Consider the following 21,882-nt stretch of genomic DNA (forward strand, 5'->3'; position numbering starts at 1 on the left):
CCCCGATGCCCACCGTGCACGTCATGACCGGACTCCCCGCCTCCGGAAAGACCACCGCCGCCCGCAAGCTCGTCGAGGACTCCGACGGCCGGTGCCGCCGCGTCAACCTCGACGACCTGCGTGCCATGTTCGACCCCGCGGGCGCCGGGCGCGAGCGGTCGGGCACCGCCGAGCAGAGTGTCCTCGCGGTCCAGGACAGTGCGGTGCGGGCGACCATCGCCGCGGGGTTCGACGTGGTCGTCGACAACACCCATCTGACTCCGCACATCCCCAAGCGCCTCAAGGCCGCCGTCGCGGGCCGGGCGCGGTTCGTCTTGCACGACTTCACCGGCGTGCCGGTAGAGGAGTGCCTGCGCCGTGACGCGGCCCGCGCGGAGCCGGTCGGCGAGGACGTCATCCGGCTGCTCGCGGACCGGCACGCCAAGGCGGTGCGGGGCGGCTGGCGGCTCACCGACGCGTGGCTCAACGACAGCGTCGTCCTCGCCGAGACCGAGCCCTACGCCCCGGACGTGTCCCTGCCGAGCGCCGTGATGTGCGACATCGACGGCACGCTCGCCCTGCGCCGCGGCCGCAGCCCGTACGACTTCACCCGCTGCGAACAGGACGGTCTCAACGGCTCGGTGCGCGACGCCCTGGTCGGGTTCCGGCAGGCGCACGGCGACACGATCGTGCTGCTGTCGGGGCGCGGCGAGGAGTACCGGCCGCAGACCGAGGCCTGGCTCGCCGCACACGACGTGCCGTACGACGAGCTGTGGATGCGGCCGGCCGGTGACGGGCGGCGCGACGACGTGGTGAAGGCCGAGCTCTTCGACGCGCACGTGCGCCACCGGTTCCGGGTGCGGGTCAGCCTCGACGACCGGGACCGCGTCGTCGCCGTGTGGCGCGCCATCGGCCTGCCCACCTGGCAGGTCGATTACGGCGACTTCTGAGCGGGGGAGCGAGGCGGCCGCGGCGCGCGGGCCGGGCGGGCGGTGTCAGACGACCCGGTCCGGCACGGTGTGGGTGACGACGACGAGGAAGGCGTCGCTCTCCAGGTCCATCACGACCTCCGCCGCGAGCCCCTCGTTCCTGCGCTCGTGCGCGAACGCCTCCGCGGGCCAGTGGCCGCGCGGATCTCCGGCGGGAAAGCGTTCCAGTACCGTACGACCCATTTCGTCGCACCCCCTTGTTCTCTCTTCGGGCACCCGCACAACGACGCTCACGCCGTCGGCGTTACGGCCCCCCGTGGCCGGTGCTCGCAGACAAGGACGCGGTGGGGCGCCCGTCGGTGGCACCCGGCAGGCAACAGCCCGGCCACAGTTGTGATGTGACCGAGGAGGGCCCGAGCCACGGCTGCGTTTCCGTGGCAGGGTGTTGCGGGCAGTCCACTGGGGGCTACGAAGAGGGGGAACCGTGATTGTGTGGATCAACGGTGCGTTCGGCGCGGGCAAGACCAGCGCCGCGCGCGAGCTGATCGACCTGATCCCGAACAGCACGCTCTACGACCCCGAGGTGATGGGCGGGGCACTACGGCAGCTGCTGCCGCAGAAACTCCTTGCGCAGGTGAGCGACTACCAGGACCTGCCGATCTGGCGACGGCTCGTGGTGGACGGCGCCGCCGCGCTGCACGCCGAGGTCGGCGGCGTACTCGTGGTGCCGATGACGCTCCTGAGGCAGGAGTACCGCGACGAGATCTTCGGTGGGCTCGCCTCCCGCCGCATCCCCGTACGGCATGTGGTGCTCACCCAGGAGGAAACGATCCTGCGGGCGCGGATAGCGGCCCGCGTGGAGTTCCCCGGCGACCCCGGGGCCGACGAACAGCGGGTCCGCACATGGGCGTACGAGCACATCGAACCCTTCCGTCGCGCGCTCGGCTGGATCGCCGCCGACGCCCACGCCGTCGACAACAGTGTGCTCTCGCCCCGTGAGAGCGCCGACCGCATAGCCGCCGCGGTCCGCTCCGGGGCGGCCCGCGCCTGCGAGATCGTGCAGACCCCCGAGCCCACCGCCGAGACGCTCGCCGCCGGGGTGCTGCTCTTCGACGAACACGACCGGGTGCTCCTGGTCGACCCCACCTACAAACCGGGCTGGGAGTTCCCCGGCGGCGTCGTCGAACGCGGGGAGGCGCCCGCGAGGGCCGGTGTCCGGGAGGTCGAGGAGGAGCTGGGCGTCACGCTCGACCGCGTGCCGCGTCTGCTCGTCATCGACTGGGAACCGCCAAGACCCCCCGGATACGGAGGGCTTCGGCTCCTGTTCGACGGCGGCACCCTCGATGCCGCGGGCGCCGCGCAGGTCCTGCTGCCCGGCGCCGAACTGCGCGGCTGGCGCTTCGTGAGCGAGCAGGAAGCCGCGCGGCTGCTGCCGCCCGCCCGCTTCGAGCGGCTGCGCTGGGCGCTGCGGGCGCGCGAACGGTCAACCGTGCTCAACCTGGAGGCCGGAGTCCCGGTCGGCTGACGCCTTCATGACGGCCGCCGCGTCCTCGGTCAGCGGGTCGCCGTGCCCGAAGCAGACGGTGTCCGCGCCGAGCGCGGCGAGACGCCGGAACGACGCGAGCGCCCGCTCCCGGTCCGTGTTGAAGACACCCACCATCACCCGGCCGACCCCGGCCACGCTGTCGCCGGTGAACAGCACCCCGTGGCGCGGCAGATGGACCGCGAGGGAACCGTGGGTGTGGCCGGGGCAGTGGACGGCGACCGCGCCGTCGCCGAAGCCCAGCGCCTCGCCGTCGCCGACCTCGCGGTCCACCCGCGTCGGCGGCGCCTGAGGCACCGTCAACGCCGTTTCGTAGAGCGGCAGTTCCCACTCCAGGAGCACCGGCTCGGCCATCGGGGCCTCGCCCCGGATCACCGGAGCGTCGAGCCGGTGCGCGATCACCTCGGCGCCGTGGCGCGCGGCGAGTTCGCCCGCCGCGCCGTAGTGGTCGCGGTGGCCGTGGGTGATCACGATCCGGCGGATCGCGGCCGGGTCGAGCCCGAGTCCGCGCACCGCCTCCTCGATGGGCGCCGCCGCGTTCACATCACCGGCGTCGACGAGGGTGAGCCCGTCCTCGTCGACCCACAGATAGGCCTGGCCGATGGGGAAGCGGAACATGTGGAGGCGGGGTGTGACCGTCACGAGATCCATGCGGCGAACGTACGTCGCCGGCGCCGCCCGCCGCACGGATCTACGCTCCCGGCGATGTCCGCCGAGCGCGTAATCTCACTGACGGAAAATCAACTCCGCTTCGAGGCCGCGTAGTTGACCAGGAAGTGGGCCTCGGCCACCGAGAGGCGCTCCAGCTCCTCGGGCGAGACGCTCTCGTTCACCGCGTGGATCCGTGCCTCGGGCTCGCTCAGACCGATCAGCAGGATCTCCGCCCCCGGGTAGAGCGTCGCCAGGGTGTTGCACAGCGGGATGGAGCCGCCCATGCCCGAGGACTGCATCTTCTCGCCCGGGTAGGCCACCGCCATCGCCTCGGCCATCGAGGTGTACGCCGGGCTGCTGGTGTCCGCGCGGAACGGCTGGCCCTGGCCTACCTGCTCGAAGGAGACGCGGGCGTTCCACGGCACGTGCTTCTCGATGTGGGCGTAGAGCCGCTCGGTCGCCTCGGCGGCGTTCTGGCCGGGCGGCACCCGCAGGCTGATCTGCGCGCGGGCGCTCGCCGGGATCGACGGCGTCGCGCCGGCCACCGGGTGGCAGTCGATGCCGACGACCGTGACGGCCGGCCGGGCCCAGATGCGGTCGGCGACGGTGCCGGTGCCCGGCAGCTCGACGCCGTCGAGGACCTTGGCGTCCTGACGGAACTCGTCCTCGGGGTACTGCAGTCCGTCCCACTCCGTGTCCGCGGCGAGGCCGTCGACGACGGTCTGGCCGTGCTCGTCGCGCAGCGAGTCCAGGACGCGGATCAGCGCGGCCAGCGCGTCGGGGGCGGCACCGCCGAACTGGCCCGAGTGCAGGTTGCCCTCAAGGGTGTCGACCGTCACGCGGATCATGGTCATGCCGCGCAGGGTCGCCGTCACCGTGGGCAGCCCGACCCGGAAGTTGCCGGTGTCGCCGATCACGATCGCGTCGGACGTGAGCAGCTCCGGGTGCGCCTCGGCGTACTGTTCGAGGCCGCCCGTGCCCTGCTCCTCGGAGCCCTCCACGATCACCTTGACCGTGACGGGGACACCGCCGTTGGCCTTGAGGGCGCGCAGTGCGAGCAGGTGCATGATGAACCCGCCCTTGCAGTCCGCGGCGCCCCGGCCGTACCAGCGGCCGTCGCGCTCGGTCAGCTCGAACGGCGGGGTCACCCAGGCGGACTCGTCCAGCTTCGGCTGCACGTCGTAGTGCGCGTAGAGCAGCACGGTCGGCGCGCCCTCGGGGCCGGGCAGCAGCCCGTACACCGACTGCGAACCGTCGGGGGTGTCGAGCAGCGCCACGTCCTGGAAGCCCTCGGTGCGCAGCGCGTCCGCCACCCAGTTCGCGGCCGCCTCGCACTCGCTTCTCGGCGCCACCGCCTCGTCCGCCACCGACTGGAAAGCGACCAGCTCCGTCAGCTCCGCCTTGGCGCGGGGCATCAGCGAGGCGACGGTCTCGGCGATCGGATGTGCGGTCATGGGCACGCTCCTTGTGGGTGCGACGTTGTCAGTACACGTACGGTCAGCGCACATACGTCAGTGCACGTGTGTGTATGGCGAAGATATGGCCGATCCTCCCACAGCGGGCCAGGACGGCGGCTCGGCGCTACTGCCCCGTAGGATGCGATGGTCAAGAGGACACTGGTCTGATGGGGAGCACAGGCACATCGTGAGCAGCGAGAACACAGACGGCGGGACGGACGGCCCCCTGGACGAGCACCAGGAGCAGCACGAGGACGAGCCCACCGCCGAGCCGGTGACGGATCCGGCCACCGGGCCCGTCTGGGACGTCGTCGTGGTCGGCGCCGGACCCGCCGGAGCCTCCGCGGCGCACGCGGCGGCGGACGCGGGGCGCACGGTGCTGCTCCTGGAGAAGGCCGAACTGCCGCGCTACAAGACCTGCGGCGGCGGCATCATCGGGCCCTCGCGCGACGCGCTGCCCGCCGGGTTCGAACTGCCGCTCCAGGACCGGGTGCACGCGGTCACCTTCTCCCTCAACGGGAAGCTGACGCGCACCCGCAGGTCGAAGAAGATGCTGTTCGGCCTCATCAACCGGCCCGAGTTCGACGCGGGTCTGGTCGCGCTCGCCGAGAAGGCGGGGGCCGAGGTCCGTACCGGCGTCACCGTCTCCAAGGTCGAGCAGCACGGCTCGGCCGTGCCCGACCGCCGCACCGTCGCCGTCGTCCTGTCCGACGGGGAGACCGTCCTGGCCCGTGCCGTCGTGGGCGCCGACGGCAGCGCCGGCCGCATAGGAGCACACGTCGGGGTCAAGACCGACCAGGTCGACCTGGGACTCGAGGCCGAGATCCCGGTGCCGCCGAGCGTGGCCGAGGACTGGGCGGGGCGGGTCCTCATCGACTGGGGCCCCATGCCCGGCAGTTACGGATGGGTCTTCCCCAAGGGCGACACCCTGACCGTCGGTGTGATCTCGGCCCGCGGCGAAGGCGCCGCCACCAAGCGCTACCTGGACGACTTCATCGCCCGGCTCGGCCTCGCCGGCTTCGAACCGGCCATCTCCTCGGGCCACTTGACGCGCTGCCGCAGCGACGACTCGCCGCTCTCCCGCGGCCGGGTCCTGGTCTGCGGCGACGCGGCGGGCCTGCTGGAGCCGTGGACGCGCGAGGGCATCTCCTTCGCGCTGCGCTCGGGCCGCCTCGCCGGCGAATGGGCGGTGCGCATCGCCGAGTCGCAGGACGCCGTCGACGCGCGCCGCCAGGCGCTGAACTACGCCTTCGCCATCAAGGCAGGGCTCGGCGTCGAGATGGCGGTGGGCCGGCGGATGCTGACCCTCTTCGAGAAGCGGCCGCTGCTGCTGCACGCCGCGATCACCGGGGTGCGGCCCGCGTGGAACGCCTTCGCGGACATCACCCGCGGCGCCACCACCCTGGCCGGCCTGGTCCGCACGCACCCGCTGGCCCGGCGCGCCCTCAACGCCGTCGGCCGCTGAGGCGTGAACGGCCGAGGCGCCGACCGCTGACCTGCTGACCCGCCGACCGCTGACCCGCCGACCGCTGACCCGCCGACCGCTGCCCCCCCCGGCGGGGCCCGCATCCGTGGGCTCCGCCGGAGCCGGCCCCGCCGGTCTCAGTGGGCGACGGTGACGGTGACGCGGAAGACGGGGTGGTCGGGGGCGATGCGGCGCAGCTCCTCGTCGCTGGAGTCGGGGCCGACACCGTTGAAGAAGACACCGACCTCCGCCTTCCAGCGCTTGAGGTAGGCGCGCAGCAGGGCGGCCTTGTCGTCGTCGGCGACCTCGACCGCGGTGAACGCCTCGGTCTTCTTGCCGAGGAGCAGCTCGCCGCCGCCGGCCGCCCGCATGTTGTGCGTCCACTGGACGTGGCCGCGCGGAGCCACCAGATACTGCGCCCCTTCGAACGTCAGCAGATTGACCGGGGTGCGCCGCCATTCACCGCTCTTGCGGCCGCGGACCGCGAGGACGCGGGAACCCCAGACGCTGATGCCGCGGCGGGTCACCCAGGCGACGGTCCGGTTGAAGACGTTGACCGTGAACCAGCCGGGCTTCTGAACGTGTGCGGATCCGGACATCGGGTGTCTCCCTGAGGCTGAGAGAGCGGTGCTCTCGTTCGTGAGCAGTGTGCACCGTGGCGGTGCCCCAAAGCAAGAGCGCTGCTCTCGAAAAGGTTCGGTGATCTGTTTTGTGTGCGGTAGCCGCGTTCTTGGTCACTGCTCTCGAAGCTGGCAGACTGGTGCCATGAGCACCGTCCAGGGAGCCCGCGCACGGGCACGGATCGAAGTCACCGCGGCCATCAAGGACGAGGCGAGAAAGCAGCTGGCCGCCGACGGCGCGACCAAGCTCTCGCTCCGCGCCGTCGCCCGCGAACTGGGCATGGTCTCCTCGGCGCTCTACCGCTACTTCCCCAGCAGGGACGACCTCCTGACCGCCCTCATCGTCGACGCGTACGACGCCGTGGGCGAAGCCGCCGAGCACGCCCTCGCACAGCAGCGCAAGAACGCGTCGCCCGCCGCCCGCTGGACCGCCGTCTGCCGCGCGGTGCGCACCTGGGCCCTCGCCCACCCCCACGAGTACGCCCTCATCTACGGCACGCCCGTCCCCGGCTACACCGCGCCCGAGGCCACCATCGGCCCCGCCGCGCGGGTCGGGCTGGTCCTCCTGTCGATCGTCCGCGACGCCCACCGGGGCCAGGGCATCGCGCCGCCGCCCCTCGCCGCGCCGGTGCGCCCGGAGGCCGGGCGGATGACGGCCGACCTCGCCCCCGACCTGCCGCCCGCCGCGACCGTCGCCCTCGTCGCCGCCTGGTCACAGCTGTTCGGTCTCATCTCCTTCGAGGCGTTCGGCCAATTCCACCGGGTCGTCGAGGACCGCGACGCGTTCTTCACGCACGCCGCCGACCAGCTCGCCCGCTCCGTCGGCCTGGTACTCCCCGCGTAGTACGCGCGATCACCTCGTACGGCGGACGACCGGGGCGCGGGCGCCGGTCTAGCGTGGCCGGTATGGAAGACCAGCAGGCGCCGCGCGCCGCCCGCCACGGCGGCCCACCCCCGTGGCACGGGGGGCCGCCGGGCCCGCCGCGGCGCCGGGCCCGGGGCCCGGACGGCGACGACGCGCAGGGGGCCGTGCGGCCGCCCTGGGCATCGACCGCCGCGCTCACCGTGTTCGTCCTGGTCGGCACCCGCTTCGCCGCGCACGCCCAGCCCGACCGCGCCCCGCTCGACGCGTTGGCACAGGTCCTGCTCGTCGCCGCGTGCGCGGTGCTCCTGCTGCGCCTGCGCCACCCCGTCGTCGCCGTCTTCGCGACCTCGGGAGCCGCCCTGCTCTACCTCGGCGCGGGATACCCCTACGGGCCGGTCTTCGTGCCCGTCGCCGTCGGCTGCTTCGCCGCGGTCGTCGCCGGCTGTCGCCGGCAGGCCTGGGCCGCCGTCGGCATGCTCTGGCTCGGCCACCTCCTCGTCGCGCACTGGCTCTACAGCCGGCTGCCGCCCGAGGGGGACGCAGCGGCGCCCTGGGGGCAGGAACTGGGCATCGCCGCCTGGGCGGTGGCCATCGTGGCCGTCGCCGAGCTGGTGCGGGTGCGCCGGGAGCAGTGGGCGAGGGAGCGCTCGGCGCGGCTCGCCGCCGCCCGGCGGCGCGTCGACGAGGAGCGGCTGCGGATCGCCCGCGAACTGCACGACGTGCTCGCCCACAGCATCTCCGTCATCAACGTGCAGGCCGGCGTCGGCCTCGCCCTGCTCGACTCCGACCCCGAGCAGGCGCGCACCGCGCTGACCACCATCAAGTCCGCCAGCAAGGAGGCGCTCGGCGAGGTGCGCCAGGTCCTGGAGACGCTGCGCGCGCCGGGGGAGGCGCCGCGCTCCCCGGCCCCCGGTCTCGACCGGCTCCCCGAACTCGTCGAGCAGGCGGCGAGCGCCGGTCTCACCGTACGGAGCTCGACGGGTGGACGGCGCCGGGAGCTGCCGCCCGGCACCGACCTGGCCGCGTTCCGCATCGTGCAGGAGGCCCTCACCAATGTCGTACGCCACTCCGCCGCACGCACCGCGCACCTCGCGATCGGCTACGAGCCGGGCGCCCTGGTGCTGAGCGTCGAGGACGCGGGACCGCCGTCCGGCGGCGACGCGGGAGGCAGCGGCAGCGGCCTCGTCGGCATGCGGGAGCGGGCCGCCGCCCTCGGTGGCACCATCGACGCGGGACCGGTCGCGGACGGCGGCTTCCGCGTCACCGCCCGGCTTCCGCTGCCCGGCGGCCCCGGCGCCCGGCGGACACCGCACGACGAGCCCGGCCCCGGACGTTCCGCGGCCGGCGACCCCGAGGAGGGGCCATGATCCGCGTGCTGCTCGCCGACGACCAGATCCTCGTGCGCGCCGGGTTCCGGGCGCTGCTCGACGCCCAGGGCGACATCGAGGTGGTGGGGGAGGCCGCCGACGGGGAGGAGGCGCTCGGCCTCGTACGCGAGGTGCGGCCCGACGTCGTCCTGATGGACATCCGGATGCCCCGCCTGGACGGCCTCGCCGCGACCCGGGGCATCACCTGCGACCCGGCCCTGGCCGGTGTGAAGGTGGTCATGCTCACCACCTTCGAGCTGGACGAGTACGTCTTCGAGGCGATCCGCGCCGGCGCCTCGGGCTTCCTGGTGAAGGACACCGAGCCGCAGGAACTGCTGCGCGCGGTCCGGGCCGTGGTCGACGGCGACGCGCTGCTCTCGCCCGGGGTGACCCGGCGCCTGATCGCCGAGTTCGCCGCGCGGTCGAAGGAGCCGGCCGCCGCGGACGCCCTGGCCGCGCTCACCGAACGGGAACGGGAGGTGATGGCGCTGGTGGGCATCGGGCTCTCCAACGAGGAGATCGCCCGCCGCCTCGTCGTCAGCCCGCTGACCGCGAAGACCCATGTGAGCCGCGCGATGGTGAAGCTCGCGGCCCGCGACCGGGCCCAACTGGTCGTGCTGGCCTACGAGTCGGGGCTGGTGCGGCCGGGCTGGCTCGGCTGACGGGGCGCACGGCCGGATGCGTAGGGAAAGCGCCACAGGACGTGCACGGTCCGCCAGACGAAGACGACCAGCGCGCAGCCGCCGCCCAGCAGGAGCAGCACCCGCCGCAGCGGATGGGGGAGTTCGAGGGCGGGGCCCGAGCCGGCGATCGCGCCGAACACGACCGAGGCCGCGAAGAGGGCGCTGGCCAGCGCGTATCCGATCTCGATGGTGATGGCGTCCCGCTTGGCCCGGCTCCGTGTGCCCATGCGCGAAGTCTCACAGCAGGGACGGCCGGGGAGCAACCGCCGCCCGTCGGCCACGCCGTGTCCGCGACGCGAGCGCCCGTGCCGTATGCGTCCGCATTTAATGCGGATGCATGCAGTCCGATGGCCTCTGCTACCGTGCGGCCATGGCAGCTGAGAAGCCCGAGCGCCTGCTCGCGGAGGAATGGCGGGGCATCCTCGCGGCCCACGCGCGCACGACCTGCGAGCTCGACCGCGAGCTGCACGCGTACGGGCTCGGCGCGAGCGACTTCGAGGTCCTCGACGTGCTGGCCGAGGGGCGCGAGGGCGAGCCTGCTTGCGCGTTCCGCGTGCAGGAGCTGGCCTCGCGGATCCACCTCAGCCAGAGCGCGCTGTCCCGGCTGATCGGCCGCCTGGAGAAGGACGGCCTGGTCACCCGGGGGATGTGCAGCGAGGACCGGCGCGGCGTGAGCGTGGCGATCACCCGGGCGGGCCGCTCCCGCCACGCCGAGGTGCTGCCCGTGCAGCGGGCCGTGCTCGCCAGGACGCTGGCACCGCAGCCCGAGGCCTGACCGCCGGGGCAGAGAAGACCCGGGTCAACTCCCCTGTCCCTGCGTCGAGTTGCCGCCCGGGATCCTATGGGCAGGCCCGCATCCCGGCGCCGCACCGCCGGTGCGTCCCTTGGGGGTCAGGCCGGGCCGGCCGTCGCGTGGCGGGAGCTGTAACCGATCAGCGCGGCACCTGCCGCAAGCGCCGCGACCGTGGTCAGGGCGATGGGCAGCGACGCCCACTCGGCGATCAGGCCGATCGCGGGCGGCCCGAGGAGCATGCCGCCGTAGCCGAGCGTGGACGCCGCGGCGACCCCGCCGGGCCCGGCGAGCGCGCCGGCCCGCGCGACGGCGACCGGGAAGATGTTGGCGAGGCCGAGCCCCATCACGGCGAACCCGGCCAGCGCGAGCCAGATCTGCGGTGCCAGCGCGCCGAGCAGCATCCCGGCGCAGGCCGTGAGGCCGCCCGCGACCAGGGTGCGGGTCTGGCCGAGGCGCTCCAGGAGGACGGTGCCGGAGAGCCGGCCGGCCGTCATGGCGAGGGCGAACAGCGAGTAGCCGACCGCCGCGACGCCGGGCGCGGCCGCCAGGTCCTGCTCCAGGTGGAGCGCGCCCCAGTCGGCCATCGCGCCCTCGCCGTACGCCGTGCAGAGCGCGATCGCGCCGAAGAGCAGCACCAGTCGGCGGGCGCGTCCGTCGAGGCGCTGTCCCCGCGCGTGCGGGGTGCTCGCGTGCTCGGGAGCCGGGTGCCGCAGCAGGACCCGCCCGGCCAGGGCCGTCACCGCGAGGCCGAATCCCGTGAGGGCCAGCAGGTGCGACGTGGCGGAGAGGTTGCCCGCGACGAGCGCGCCCGCGCCCGCGCCGACCATGCCGCCGAGGCTGAACGCGGCGTGGAAGCTCGGCATCACCGGGCGGCGCAGCGCGGCGACCAGGTCGACGGCCGCGCTGTTCATGGCGACGTTGACTCCGCCGTAGGCGGCACCGAACACCAGCAGGACCAGGCCGAGCGTGAGGGCGGAGTGGGTCTGCGGCGGGAGCGCGATGGCCAGCGCCATCAGGGCGCCGCAGGCGACGGTCACCGGATGGCTGCCGAAGCGGCGGCAGAGCCGGCCGGTGAACACCATCGTCACCACGGCCCCCGCCGAGACCCCGAGCAGCGCGAGCCCGAGCTCGCCGGCGGAGGCCCCGGTCTGCTGCTTGATCGCGGGGATGCGGACCACCCAGCCGGCGAACAGGAAGCCGTCGAGGGCGAAGAACACGGTCAGGGCGGAGCGGAGGCGGGACAGGGTGGGTGCGGCGGTGTGTGAGCCATGGCCCCCCGGAGCGGCCGTCCGTACTTTGTTTAGTAGCGGCACAAAGTCAGGATAGGGGCAGCGCCGGGCGCGCATCAACCAGCGTGCGGGCGAGGAGACGTACGGCACGCACCGGGGCGGTCCCCGGGCCGCCGGCGGAAGGGCCGCTTCCGTACGGATCATGGGAGACTCGCCCCCATGAACGGCAAGGTGACCACCACGCGGAGCAGGCTCGACAGGGGCCGCGGCGCACTCGGGCCCGCCCTGGAGCTGGTGCACACCGGCCGCGCGCCCACCCGCGCCGTCCTCACCGCCGAGCTCGGCGTCACCCGCGCCACGGCCGGCGCGGTCGCCGCCGAACTCGAAGCGCTCGGCCTGATCCAGGTCGACTCCCGGCCCGCCGCGGCGGGCTCTCAGGGCCGCCCCTCGCACCGCCTCGCCGTCCACGACGCCGGCCCCGTCGCGCTCGCCGCGCAGGTGCACGCCGACGGCTTCCGGGCCGCGCTCGTCGGCCTCGGCGGCGAGATCGTCGCCACCGACCCGGGCCGCGTCATCGTCTCGGCCGACCCGGCCCAGGTCCTCGGTCACGTCGTCGACGCCGGCGCGGCCCTGCTCAGGGGCAGCGGCCGTCGCTGTGTGGGCGCGGGCCTCGCCGTGCCCTCGGCCGTCGCCGAACCGGAGGGGACCGCGCTCAACCCGCTGCACCTGGCCTGGCCGGCCGGCTCACCGGTGCGCGAGATCTTCGCCGAGCAGGTGCGCGCGGCCGGCATCACGGGCCCCGCGTTCACCGGCAACGACGTCAACCTCGCGGCGCTCGCCGAGCACCGCCACGGCGCGGGCCGCGGCGCCCAGCACCTGCTCTGCGTCGCCACCGGCCACCGCGGTGTCGGCGGCGCCCTCGTCCTCGACGGCCGCCTGCACACGGGGAGTTCGGGCCTCGCCCTCGAAGTCGGCCATCTCACCGTCAACCCCGACGGCCGCCCCTGCTACTGCGGAAGCCGCGGCTGCCTCGACGTCGAGGCCGACCCGCTCGCCCTCCTCACCGCGGCCGGCCGCACCCCCGGGCCCGAGGTCTCGCTCCTCGAACAGGCGCGGGCGCTGCTGCGCCACGAGTACGCGGACGTCTCGGTGCGCCGCGGCGCCGAGGAACTCATCGACCGGCTCGGCCTCGGCCTCGCCGGACTCGTCAACATCCTCAACCCGGACCGCATCATCCTGGGTGGCCTGCACAAGGCGCTCCTGGAGGCGGACCCGGACCGGCTGCGTGCCGTGGTGGCCGACCGCAGCCTGTGGGGGCAGAGCGGTGGCGTCCCGATCCTCGCCTGCTCCCTCGACCACAACAGCCTTGTCGGAGCAGCCGAGTTGGCGTGGCAGCCGGTCCTCGACGACCCGCTGGGCGCCCTGGCTCACCAGGCGTAGACGCGCGCCGGGTTGGTGACGAGGATCCGCTCCACCAGCTCTTGGCCCAGGGCGAGTTCCAGCCTCGGCCGCACCCGGCGCAGCAGATGGGGCATGCCCGGCGTGTCCGGTGTGACGGTGTCCCCGCCGAGCAGCAGCCGGTCGGCGAACCCGGCGTCCGCCAGCGCCGCCACGGCGTCCGGCATCCGCCAGTCGGTGGCGTGGTTGGCCCGCGACGGCCCGTCGAAGGCGAGATGGGCGCCCGCCTCGGCGGCCATGCGGTGCACCGCGAAGTCGGGGGAGCGGTTGAGATGGCCGAGGATCACCGAGCGGGGCGCCACCCCCAACTCCCCGCACAGCAGGTCCAGTACGTCGAGCGCGCCCGTGCCGAGCTCCAGGTGGACGGCGATCGGCGCACCCGTGGCGTGGTGTGCCTCGGCGGCGGCGCGCAGGGTGAGCGTGGCGTGGTCGTCGAGCCCGTGGAAGCCGCCCGCCACCTTGATCAGCCCGGCCCGCACCCCGGTGTCGCCGATGCCCTCGGTCAGCTCGCCGACGAAGAGCCCGGCGAGCCGGTGTCGTACGGAACGCAGTACCTCCTGCGCGTAGTGCGCGGCCTGGTGCAGCCCGGTGGCGGCGATGATGTGCACCCCCGACTCCCGTGCCAGCGCGGGGAGTTCGGCGATCCGCCGGCCCATCCCGTACGGCGTCCACTGGACCACCGTGCCCCCGCCCAGCTCCCGGAACTCGCCGAGCGCCGCCGCCGCCCGGTCCACGTCGGCCAGTTCCTGGCCCGGCAGGCGCGGGCTGCGGATGAAGAGGTGGTCGTGCGCGTCGACGACCCCGAGCCGCTCGGGCGCCACCTCGCCGAGGACCGTGCGGACCGCGCTCACCACTGCCGCCCCGGCGCCAGGCGGGCGCGACCGGGCTGCGACAGGTGCAGCACCTCGAACCGGTCGCCCGGCTCCGGCGGATCGGGCCGTTCCCACAGGGTGAACCGCACCAGCTCCCAGCGGTCCGGATCGATGGCCACGGCGCTCGCCACCGCCCCCGGGGCGAGCGCCCGGTCCGCCTCCCGCGCCACGAACCCGGCGGGTTCGACCCCCTCGGGGACCGGCACGCACAGCCGGGTCGCGGCGACCGGCGCCGCCGCGGACGCCGGCCCCTCGGCATACGCGAGGCCGGCCCAGTGCCGCACCCGCGGGCGCCCGAAGTCGTCGACGATGCCCTGGAACCCGGGACCCCACAGGAAGGAGTGCATGCCTTCGGGCGTGGCCCAGAGGTAGAACGGGGCATAGGAGTTGACCGGAGATCCGGCGCCGCGCTCACGCATCAGATACGCCTTGAGGCCGAGCCCGGGGAAGTCGTCCAGGAGGTGGCCCCGGGTGGCCACGCGCTTGCGGATGATCTCCATGTCGTAGTCGGCGGGCAGGGTGATCTCGTACTGCATGGCCTGCATGGCGTCCTCCTCAGACAGCGGCGGCAGGTGCGGCAAAACCGGCCGCGGCCGGGTAGGCGTCGGCGGCGACATGGCGGTCCCAGTCGGTGGTCGTGCCGTCGGCGGACGCCTCCACGACCGCGAGGTGCGTCATGAAGGTGCGCGGGCCCGCTCCGTGCCAGTGCCACTCGTCGGGCTCGATCCAGACCGTGTCGCCCGCCCTGATCGGCTCCACCTCTCCGCCCCGGCGCTGTACCAGGCCCTCGCCCTGCGTCACATGGAGCACCTGGCCGTGCGGGTGGCGGTGCCAGGCGGTGTGCGCGCCGGGCGCGAAGTGGACGTTGAACATCCGTAGCCGGGACGGGGGTCGGGGCGCCGCGATCTCGTCGAGCCACACCGTGCCGGTGAAGTTCTCGGCAGGTCCGGGCCGGGAGTCGGGGCGTTGCCGGGTGATGTTCACGTACAGCCGTTCCTTCGCTGGTAGTTGACGGAGTGAGGTACGAGCGGGGCGGCCGGTCACCGGGGGGCGAGCAGCGAGAGCAGGCCGCGGACACCGGCGTCGAACGCCTCGGGCGAGCCGGAGGCGCGGGCCAGCACATAGCCGCCCTGGACGGTCGCCACGACGGCCGAGGCGATCTCGCGCGGCACCACGTGGGCGGCGAACTCGCCCTGGTCCAGGCCCTCCTGGACGATCCCGGCGATCCGGTCGCGCAGCCAGTCGAGCGTCTCGTCGACGGGTGCGCGCAGCGTGGCGTCGGCGATGATCTCGGGGTCCATCGTGAGGCGCCCGACGGGGCAGCCGCGCAGCACGTCGCGCTCGCGCAGCAGATACGCCGCGATGCGGTCGTACGCCGTGCCGTCGCCGCCGAAGGTGGCCTCGGCCGTGGCACGCATCTCCTCGGCGGTGCGCCGGATCGCGGCGAGCGCCAGATCAGGCTTGCCCGCGAAGTGGTGGTACATGCTGCCCTGGCCGGCGCCCGCCTGCTGCTGGATGGCCTTGGGGCTGGTGCCCACGTACCCCCGCTCCCACAACAGCTCCCGGGTGGCGGAGATCAGACGCTCAGAAGTGCTCATGACGTCACTGTACATACCAGTAGGTACAGAATCCAGGGCGACCGCGATTTCGTGCCGGGCAGGGGGGCGGGACACCGCCTACTCCGGCGGGGGTACGCCGACTGCCGCCCGCGGTACGACGACGTACCCCCGCGGCCGGGAGGAGGCTCGAAGCATGAACCGGCCCGCTCCGTCGGGCGGGGCCGGGGAACCATCGAGGGAGCTGAGCGAGATGAACACCCTGGCCTACGCGGGGCCCGGACCCTGGATCCTCTTCGTCCCGCTGATCTGGGCGGCCGTGATCGCCACCGTCGTCACCGTGGCGCGGCGGGCCGGATGGCGCGGCCGGCGGGCGTCCTGGCGCCCGCCGCTCGACGACCGTTCGCCCATCGCCGTCCTCGGCCGGCGCTTCGCCGCGGGAGAGATCGACGAGGAGGAGTACTGGCGCCGGATCTCCGTCCTGGAAGAGCACTTCGGACGGAACCACCTCACCGGCACGGGTAGGGGCAGCACGCCGTGAGCGCGGCCCGGCCGCGTGACCCGCGACCTCGGGGGTGCGAGTCGGGACTCGGGCGTGGCGGGTCGCGACCCCGGGCCTGCGGGCTGTGACTCGGGCGTGCGGGTGACGAGTCGGGTGCGCGGGCCACGACCTCGGCCGTGCGGGCCGGGACCGGGACTGCGGGTCACGACCTCGGCCGTGCGGACCCCGGCGGGACCGCGGGCCCCACGGCCGGACGGGCTCCAGCGGGCCCGCCGCGACCGCCGCGAAATCCGGCGGACAGGGCCTGGGGCACACTTGGCCCGGGGTGCATGTGGCCTCCGCACATGTGGCCTCCGCGCACGTGACCTCTGCCCGTGTGGCCTCTGTCCACATGGCCTCTGCCCACACGGCCTCCGTGTACGTGAGCTCCGTGCACGTGAACTCCGTGCACGTGGCCTCTGCCCACATGGCCTCCGTGTACGTGAGCTCCGTGTACGTGAGCTCCGTGCACATGGCCTCTGCCCACACGGCCTCCGTGTACGTGAGCTCCGTGCACGTGAGCTCCGCGCACGGGAGCTCCCGTGCACGTGGCCTCTGCCCACATGGCCTCCGCGCACGTGAGCTCCGCGCACATGGCCTCCGCCCGCACGGCCTCCGCGCACCTGACCTGTGGCCCAAGTGACCTCCGGTCCATGTGGCCTCCGTGCACATGACCCGCGGCCCACACAGCCTCCGGCTCATGCGGCCCCGGCCCACACGGCTTTCGGCCCGCGCGAGGCCCGCGCGGCCCCGGCCACAGAACCCGCCGCGTCCGGTCAGGTCGTGACGGTCGACCGGGCGGCGGCCGTCACGCGTTCGCGCACCGGGCGCGGCCTGCTCTCCTTGAACGCGGGCGTAGCCGTCGGCTCGTACAGCGGGTACGAGGGAAGCGCGGTGGCGGGTGAGGGTGCGGCAAGGGTGAACCACACGGTCTTGCCCGACTCGCCCAGCGGGTGCACCCCCCACGCCTCGCTGACCGCGGCGATCAGCGCGAGCCCACGGCCGCCGGTGGCCATGCCTTCGGCCTTGCGCACCGCGGGCGGCAGCGTCGGATCATGGTCATGGACGGAAATGGTGAGCCGGTCGAGCAGCAGCTCGATCTCCACCGTGCACATCTTGTCCGGCTCGGCGTGCCGGTGGACATTGGTCAGCAACTCGGTGACACCGAGCGCCGCCTCGTCTATCAGCGGATCCAGATGCCAGTAACGCAACTGCGCCGATACGATTCTGCGGACCTGTCCGATCCGCGACGGCAGGGCTTGGAGCTCCACCGTGCACTGCCTGCTTGGCTGGCTGATCACGGTTGCGACTCCCCGATTAGGTCCGGAAGTAGCTGTCTGGTCCGGCGGCCTTGCTCAGAGCGTCACCGCCGGTAAACCCTCAGTGATGTGACACCAGCGTGAACCAGCGGTGGGTTGTGCGCAACTCGCACCCGCCGGCGCACGCAGGTTCAGTGGTGCGCGCCGTGCGCCGTCTGCCGGATGGCCTGCAGGAATCGCCGCGTCAGATCGGGTTCGCGGGAACGGCCCGGCTCCCCGCCCATCGTCAGTCGGTAGCGGGTGCCGTTCAGTCGCGCCACCGTCCGGTCCTCCTTGGCGAGCCAGGGCAGCCAGGGCCGCGCCGTGCTGACCGCGTCGACGGGCGCGCTGTCGATCTCCCGCCCGTTGCTGGTGAGCAGGGCGAGCCGGCCGTCCTTGATCAGAACCTCGCCGGCTCTCGTCAGCGAGCGCGACCACCGCTCGATCCGCACGCCCTTCGCACTGAACTCGGGTTCGGCCATGACCATCCGGCCCCCTTCGCGTCGCTCCTGGTGGGCAGTCTGCACAACGTCGAGCCTACGCACCAGGGTGCGTGGGGGATCGGGTCCGGGCCAGCGCCGTCCAGCGCTCACCACCCGTCCCACAAGCCACTCCTATGGATACCCAAAGGCAACGTTTGTGCAGGTGAGAGCGGTATTGTCAGCCATGGGGGCGGCACGCAGACACGACGAGGAGTGGCATGGAAACCATCGATGTGGACCGCAGCGATCCGCGGTACCGGGCCTGGCTGAAGGAAGCCGTGCGCAAGGTCCAGGCCGACGCCAACCGCTCCGCCGACACCCACCTCCTGCGCTTTCCGCTGCCCGAGGCGTGGGGCATCGACCTCTACCTCAAGGACGAGTCGACCCACCCCACCGGCAGCCTCAAGCACCGGCTCGCCCGCTCGCTCTTCCTCTACGGCCTGTGCAATGGCTGGATCCGGCCGGGCAAGCCCGTCATCGAGGCCTCCAGCGGCTCGACCGCCGTCTCCGAGGCGTACTTCGCCAAACTGATCGGCGTGCCGTTCATCGCCGTCATGCCCCGCACCACCAGCGCCGAGAAGTGCCGCCTGATCGAATTCCACGGCGGCCAGTGCCACTTCGTCGACGACTCCATGAAGATGTACGAGGAGTCCGCGCGGCTCGCCGCGGAGACCGGCGGCCACTACATGGACCAGTTCACCTACGCGGAGCGGGCCACCGACTGGCGCGGCAACAACAACATCGCCGAATCCATCTACCAGCAGCTGAAGTTGGAGCGCTACCCCGAGCCGGCCTGGATCGTCGCCACGGCCGGCACCGGCGGCACATCGGCCACCATCGCGCGCTATGTGCACTACATGCAGCACGACACGCTGATCTGTGTGCCCGACCCCGAGAACTCCTGTTTCTTCGACGGCTGGACCAAGGGCGACGCACTCGCCTCCAGCGACTGCGGCTCGCGCATCGAAGGCATCGGCCGGCCGCGCATGGAGCCGAGCTTCGTGCCCGGCGCCATCGACCGGATGATGAAGGTCCCGGACGCGGCGAGCGTCGCTGCGGTACGGGCCCTGGAGAAGGCGATCGGCCGCAAGGCCGGCGGCTCCACCGGCACCGGGCTGTGGAGCGCCCTGCGGATCGTCGCCGAGATGGTCGCCGACGGCCGCACCGGCAGCATCGTCACGCTGCTCTGCGACCCGGGCGACCGCTACCTCGACAAGTACTACTCGGACACCTGGCTCGCCGAGCAGGGCCTCGACATCACCCCGTACGCCGCCACCCTCGACACCTTCCTGGAGACCGGGGTGTGGGCCGTCCGCTGACCGGGGCGCGGACCGGCCGCGAGAACCGGACACACCGGGACCTTCTGCCCGTGCGGTACCGGACGGCGCGTGCCAGGGTGACGTCATGGACACGCGCCCGGTAGCCGTCGCCGTAGACGGATCCGACCACAGCCTGCGAGCTCTGGAATGGGCCATTCCCACCGCCCGCAGACTCGCCGCCGAGCTGGTGATCGCGCATGTCCTGCCCGACCACACCCAGCTCTGGGCGGCCCGCAGATCCGCGCTCGGGCCCGGCCCCGCGCTCAACGACCCGGTGACCGACCGGGTCCGCGCCGCACTCTCCGGCCGCGACGAACTGCCCTCCGTGCGGTTCGACTCCCTCGAAGGCGAAGTCCCCGACGCGCTGCACGCGTTGGGGAGCGGCGCGCGGATGCTGGTGATGGGCTCGCGCGGGCGCGGCGGCTTCGCCAGCCTGCTCCTCGGCTCCAACAGCCTGGCCGTCGCCACCCGGGCGCCCTGCCCCGTGGTGGTGGTGCCGCGCCTGGCCCGTACCGGGGCGGACGAGCGCACCGAGGGGCGGGTCGTGCTCGGACTCAACCTGGGCGAGACCGCCGACGACGTGATCGAGTTCGCCTTCGTGGAGGCCGCGGCCCGCCGGGTGCCGCTCCAGGTGCTCACGGCCTACCCGGCGCCGCCCCCGGCCGCGCTGATGGTCGCGGGCGAGTATCCGCCGGGCCCCCTCGACCGCGACCAGTACGAGCCCGTCGAGCGCGACATGGCCGGCGAGCAGGCCGAGCGGCTCAGCCCCTTCGAGGCCCGCTTCCCCGGCGTCGAAACGGACGCGCTGATCGCACCCGCCGATGCCGCGGGCCACCTCGTCGACGCCTCCGCGTCGGCCGCCCTGATCGTGGTGGGCCGCCACCGCAGGCGCCTCAAGCCCGGCTCCCTGCTGATGGGCTCCGTGGCCCACGCGGTGCTGCACCACACGGAATGCCCGGTGGCTGTGGTGCCGGACCACAGCGACGACTGAGCGGACACCCGTCACCCCTCAAGTGCCCCTCTGCGGAGCCGTGTTGAGCCGCCCAGCGTTGACCCGCAGTTTGCCCCCGGCGCCCCGTTCGCTGTCTACGGTAGGAAAGATCCACTGAACGGCACGGGGAAAACGCGGGAGCTGTCATGCCATCTGTACTGATCGTCGGCGGGGGACTGGTGGGGCTGACCGCCGCCCTCTGCCTGGAGTACCACGGGGTCGATTACGTCCTGGTGGAACGCAACACCGAACCGACCGTGCTGCCCCGCTCCCGCGGTATGCACACCCGTGCCGTGGAGATCTTCCGGCAGATCGGCGTCGAGGACGCCGTGCAGGCGGCGAGCGCGTCCGCCCTGAAGATGGGCCGGTTCGGCGGCGCGCGCACCGGCCGCAGCATCGTGGAATCCGAGGCGCTCGACCTGCGCCACGTCTACGCGACCGGCGCCATGGTCGGCGTGGACGAGAGCCCGTCCGGCTTCTGCTTCTGCCCCCAGGTCCTGCTCGAACCCGTCCTGCGCGACCTCGCCGAACAGCGCGGCGGCGACATCCGCTTCGGCACCGAGCTGACGGCGTTCACCCAGGACGACGACCAGGTCGTGGCCACCCTCACCGACGTCACCACGGGACACGTCGAAACCCTGCGCGCCGACTACCTCCTGGCAGCCGACGGAGCCGGCAGCCCGGTGCGCACCACCCTGGGCATCACCAGCACCACCCGCCCCGCCACCCACCACTACCTCAATGTCTACTTCCGTGCCGACCTCACCGACGTCGTGCGCGACCGCACCTTCAGCCAGTGCGAGATCGACGGACCCGAGGTGTCCGGGCTCTTCCTGGCCAAGAACAACACCGACGAATGGTCCTTCCACCTCGCCTACGACCCGGAGCGCGAGCACCCGCGCGACTACCCCGACGACCGCTGCGTCGCCCTGCTGCGCACCGCCATCGGAATCGACGACCCGGAGCTTCGTGTCGACCTGCTCGCCCGCGGGGCCTGGGACACCGGTACCGCGGTCGCCGACGCCTACCGCAGCGGCCGGGCCTTCCTCGCGGGCGACGCCGCCCACCGGCACGCCCCCTGGGGCGGCTTCGGCGCGAACACCGGCATCGCCGACGTGCACAACCTGGCGTGGAAGCTCGCCGCCGTCCTGCGCGGCCAGGCGTCGGACGCCCTGCTCGACACGTACGAGCCGGAGCGCCGCCCGCGCGGAGTGCTCGTCGCCGAACAGGCCTGGCTGCGCACGGACTTCCTCGCCCGGTACGGCATCCGCACACCGGGCAACGCCGAGGCGCTGGCGCGCCAGCTCGGCACCGGGGAGATCATGACCCGCTACCGGTACGCGTCCTCCGCCGTCCACGGCGCGCCGGCCGGAGACACGGTCGAGGAGCTGACCGGCCAGACCGGTACCCGCGTCCCGCACCACTGGCTGGAACGCGACGGCATCCGGCTCTCCACGCTCGACCTGTGCGGCCCCGCCTACGTTCTCCTCGTCGGGGAGGACGCGGGGGTGTGGGCGGACGCGGCGGAGGGGGTGCCGGTGGCGGTGCGGGCGGTGGAGAACGAGGCGGAATTCTGGTCCGCGCTCGGCATGGACGCGGGGGGCGCGCTGCTGGTGCGGCCGGACGGTTTCGTCGCCGCCCGCTCCGACGACGGCCTCACGCCGGAGGGCCTCCCGCAGACGTTGAACCGTCTCAACTCCCTGTGACCCAGGGCCCCTTGTCCCGGACGGGGCCCGCCCCGCGCACAATGGGTAGCCCTCGCGGGTCATGACTCCCGTAGACAT

General features: G+C 73.3%; 24 protein-coding genes. 12 read left to right on the top strand and 12 right to left on the bottom strand.

Annotated elements, in window-relative coordinates:
- Nucleotides 1-5: 5 nt before the first annotated feature.
- Nucleotides 6-929, top strand: a complete 924-nt coding sequence (locus OOJ98_RS11395) for an AAA family ATPase (protein ID WP_267054518.1) — start codon at nt 6-8, stop codon at nt 927-929.
- A 45-nt stretch (nt 930-974) separates the two neighbouring features.
- Here the strand turns inward: OOJ98_RS11395 and OOJ98_RS11400 are convergent, their stop codons facing one another.
- Nucleotides 975-1,151: a hypothetical protein gene (locus tag OOJ98_RS11400; RefSeq protein ID WP_267054519.1), complete on the bottom strand. Its 177-nt coding sequence runs from the start codon at nt 1,149-1,151 to the stop codon at nt 975-977.
- Nucleotides 1,152-1,392: 241 nt separating this feature from the next.
- On the opposite strand from OOJ98_RS11400, the gene OOJ98_RS11405 reads away from it, so the two are divergent.
- Nucleotides 1,393-2,433, top strand: coding sequence for an NUDIX hydrolase (locus tag OOJ98_RS11405; RefSeq protein ID WP_267054520.1), 1,041 nt, complete (start codon nt 1,393-1,395; stop codon nt 2,431-2,433).
- On the opposite strand, the gene OOJ98_RS11410 is transcribed toward OOJ98_RS11405, so the two are convergent.
- Together OOJ98_RS11410 and OOJ98_RS11415 are read right to left on the bottom strand one after the other, a co-directional pair.
- Nucleotides 2,392-3,102, bottom strand: a complete 711-nt coding sequence (locus OOJ98_RS11410) for an MBL fold metallo-hydrolase (protein ID WP_267054521.1) — start codon at nt 3,100-3,102, stop codon at nt 2,392-2,394. The genes OOJ98_RS11405 and OOJ98_RS11410 overlap by 42 nt on opposite strands.
- An 89-nt stretch (nt 3,103-3,191) precedes the next feature.
- Nucleotides 3,192-4,556: a dipeptidase gene (locus tag OOJ98_RS11415; protein ID WP_267054522.1), complete on the bottom strand. Its 1,365-nt coding sequence runs from the start codon at nt 4,554-4,556 to the stop codon at nt 3,192-3,194.
- Nucleotides 4,557-4,698: 142 nt separating this feature from the next.
- On the opposite strand from OOJ98_RS11415, the gene OOJ98_RS11420 reads away from it, so the two are divergent.
- Complete coding sequence (locus tag OOJ98_RS11420; RefSeq protein ID WP_267054523.1) at nt 4,699-6,024, top strand: geranylgeranyl reductase family protein; 1,326 nt, start codon at nt 4,699-4,701, stop codon at nt 6,022-6,024.
- A 137-nt stretch (nt 6,025-6,161) separates the two neighbouring features.
- Here OOJ98_RS11420 and OOJ98_RS11425 read toward each other — a convergent pair whose 3' ends face one another.
- Nucleotides 6,162-6,623: a nitroreductase family deazaflavin-dependent oxidoreductase gene (locus OOJ98_RS11425; protein ID WP_267054524.1), complete on the bottom strand. Its 462-nt coding sequence runs from the start codon at nt 6,621-6,623 to the stop codon at nt 6,162-6,164.
- Between the two features lie 166 nt (nt 6,624-6,789).
- On the opposite strand from OOJ98_RS11425, the gene OOJ98_RS11430 reads away from it, so the two are divergent.
- The 3 genes from OOJ98_RS11430 to OOJ98_RS11440 all read left to right on the top strand — a co-directional run bounded on the left by OOJ98_RS11430 (nt 6,790) and on the right by OOJ98_RS11440 (nt 9,538).
- Nucleotides 6,790-7,488: a TetR/AcrR family transcriptional regulator gene (locus OOJ98_RS11430; RefSeq protein WP_267054525.1), complete on the top strand. Its 699-nt coding sequence runs from the start codon at nt 6,790-6,792 to the stop codon at nt 7,486-7,488.
- Nucleotides 7,489-7,550: 62 nt separating this feature from the next.
- Nucleotides 7,551-8,876 (top strand): sensor histidine kinase, encoded by a 1,326-nt coding sequence (locus OOJ98_RS11435; protein WP_267054526.1) that lies wholly within the window; start codon nt 7,551-7,553, stop codon nt 8,874-8,876.
- On the top strand, nt 8,873-9,538 hold the full coding sequence (locus OOJ98_RS11440) for a response regulator transcription factor (protein ID WP_267054527.1): 666 nt from the start codon (nt 8,873-8,875) through the stop codon (nt 9,536-9,538). Before OOJ98_RS11435 ends, OOJ98_RS11440 begins: the two co-directional genes overlap by 4 nt.
- Here OOJ98_RS11440 and OOJ98_RS11445 read toward each other — a convergent pair.
- Complete coding sequence (locus OOJ98_RS11445; protein ID WP_267054528.1) at nt 9,499-9,786, bottom strand: DUF6332 family protein; 288 nt, start codon at nt 9,784-9,786, stop codon at nt 9,499-9,501. The genes OOJ98_RS11440 and OOJ98_RS11445 overlap by 40 nt on opposite strands.
- A gap of 143 nt (nt 9,787-9,929) precedes the next feature.
- Here OOJ98_RS11445 and OOJ98_RS11450 point away from each other — a divergent pair, with 143 nt between their 5' ends.
- Nucleotides 9,930-10,334, top strand: a complete 405-nt coding sequence (locus tag OOJ98_RS11450; protein WP_267054529.1) for a MarR family winged helix-turn-helix transcriptional regulator — start codon at nt 9,930-9,932, stop codon at nt 10,332-10,334.
- 116 nt (nt 10,335-10,450) lie between these two features.
- Here OOJ98_RS11450 and OOJ98_RS11455 read toward each other — a convergent pair whose 3' ends face one another.
- The gene (locus OOJ98_RS11455; RefSeq protein ID WP_267054530.1) at nt 10,451-11,665 is read right to left on the bottom strand and encodes an MFS transporter; all 1,215 of its coding nucleotides are present in this window, start codon (nt 11,663-11,665) and stop codon (nt 10,451-10,453) included.
- A 135-nt stretch (nt 11,666-11,800) separates the two neighbouring features.
- Between OOJ98_RS11455 and OOJ98_RS11460 the strand changes: the two genes are divergently transcribed.
- Complete coding sequence (locus OOJ98_RS11460; RefSeq protein WP_267054531.1) at nt 11,801-13,021, top strand: ROK family protein; 1,221 nt, start codon at nt 11,801-11,803, stop codon at nt 13,019-13,021.
- Here OOJ98_RS11460 and OOJ98_RS11465 read toward each other — a convergent pair.
- From OOJ98_RS11465 to OOJ98_RS11480, 4 genes are read right to left on the bottom strand one after another with little or no spacing between them, the layout of a single operon-like run.
- The gene (locus tag OOJ98_RS11465; protein WP_267054532.1) at nt 13,009-13,893 is read right to left on the bottom strand and encodes a phosphotriesterase; all 885 of its coding nucleotides are present in this window, start codon (nt 13,891-13,893) and stop codon (nt 13,009-13,011) included. The genes OOJ98_RS11460 and OOJ98_RS11465 overlap by 13 nt on opposite strands.
- A complete protein-coding gene (locus OOJ98_RS11470) occupies nt 13,887-14,456 on the bottom strand; it encodes a DUF4865 family protein (protein WP_267054533.1) in 570 nt (189 codons plus the stop codon). The genes OOJ98_RS11465 and OOJ98_RS11470 overlap by 7 nt, the downstream gene beginning before the upstream one ends.
- Nucleotides 14,457-14,466: 10 nt before the next feature.
- Nucleotides 14,467-14,895: a cupin domain-containing protein gene (locus OOJ98_RS11475; RefSeq protein ID WP_267054534.1), complete on the bottom strand. Its 429-nt coding sequence runs from the start codon at nt 14,893-14,895 to the stop codon at nt 14,467-14,469.
- A 56-nt stretch (nt 14,896-14,951) separates the two neighbouring features.
- A complete protein-coding gene (locus OOJ98_RS11480) occupies nt 14,952-15,524 on the bottom strand; it encodes a TetR/AcrR family transcriptional regulator (RefSeq protein WP_267054535.1) in 573 nt (190 codons plus the stop codon).
- Between the two features lie 196 nt (nt 15,525-15,720).
- Between OOJ98_RS11480 and OOJ98_RS11485 the strand changes: the two genes are divergently transcribed.
- Nucleotides 15,721-16,008, top strand: coding sequence for an SHOCT domain-containing protein (locus OOJ98_RS11485; protein ID WP_267055601.1), 288 nt, complete (start codon nt 15,721-15,723; stop codon nt 16,006-16,008).
- A gap of 776 nt (nt 16,009-16,784) precedes the next feature.
- Here OOJ98_RS11485 and OOJ98_RS11490 read toward each other — a convergent pair.
- Together OOJ98_RS11490 and OOJ98_RS11495 are read right to left on the bottom strand one after the other, a co-directional pair.
- Nucleotides 16,785-17,309, bottom strand: coding sequence for an ATP-binding protein (locus tag OOJ98_RS11490; protein ID WP_267054536.1), 525 nt, complete (start codon nt 17,307-17,309; stop codon nt 16,785-16,787).
- Nucleotides 17,310-17,458: 149 nt separating this feature from the next.
- Nucleotides 17,459-17,788: a hypothetical protein gene (locus OOJ98_RS11495; protein ID WP_267055602.1), complete on the bottom strand. Its 330-nt coding sequence runs from the start codon at nt 17,786-17,788 to the stop codon at nt 17,459-17,461.
- 218 nt (nt 17,789-18,006) lie between these two features.
- On the opposite strand from OOJ98_RS11495, the gene OOJ98_RS11500 reads away from it, so the two are divergent.
- The 3 genes from OOJ98_RS11500 (at nt 18,007) to OOJ98_RS11510 (ending at nt 21,804) form a co-directional block, all read left to right on the top strand.
- Nucleotides 18,007-19,107 (top strand): PLP-dependent cysteine synthase family protein, encoded by a 1,101-nt coding sequence (locus OOJ98_RS11500; RefSeq protein ID WP_267054537.1) that lies wholly within the window; start codon nt 18,007-18,009, stop codon nt 19,105-19,107.
- Nucleotides 19,108-19,192: 85 nt separating this feature from the next.
- Nucleotides 19,193-20,098 carry a universal stress protein gene (locus OOJ98_RS11505; protein WP_267054538.1) on the top strand — a complete coding sequence of 302 codons (906 nt, stop codon included), beginning with the start codon at nt 19,193-19,195 and terminating at the stop codon, nt 20,096-20,098.
- Nucleotides 20,099-20,244: 146 nt separating this feature from the next.
- A complete protein-coding gene (locus OOJ98_RS11510; protein ID WP_267054539.1) occupies nt 20,245-21,804 on the top strand; it encodes an FAD-dependent monooxygenase in 1,560 nt (519 codons plus the stop codon).
- Nucleotides 21,805-21,882 lie beyond the last annotated feature (78 nt).

This window comes from Streptomyces sp. NBC_00083, from assembly GCF_026343295.1.
In the GTDB taxonomy this organism is placed as follows: Bacteria; Actinomycetota; Actinomycetes; order Streptomycetales; family Streptomycetaceae; genus Streptomyces.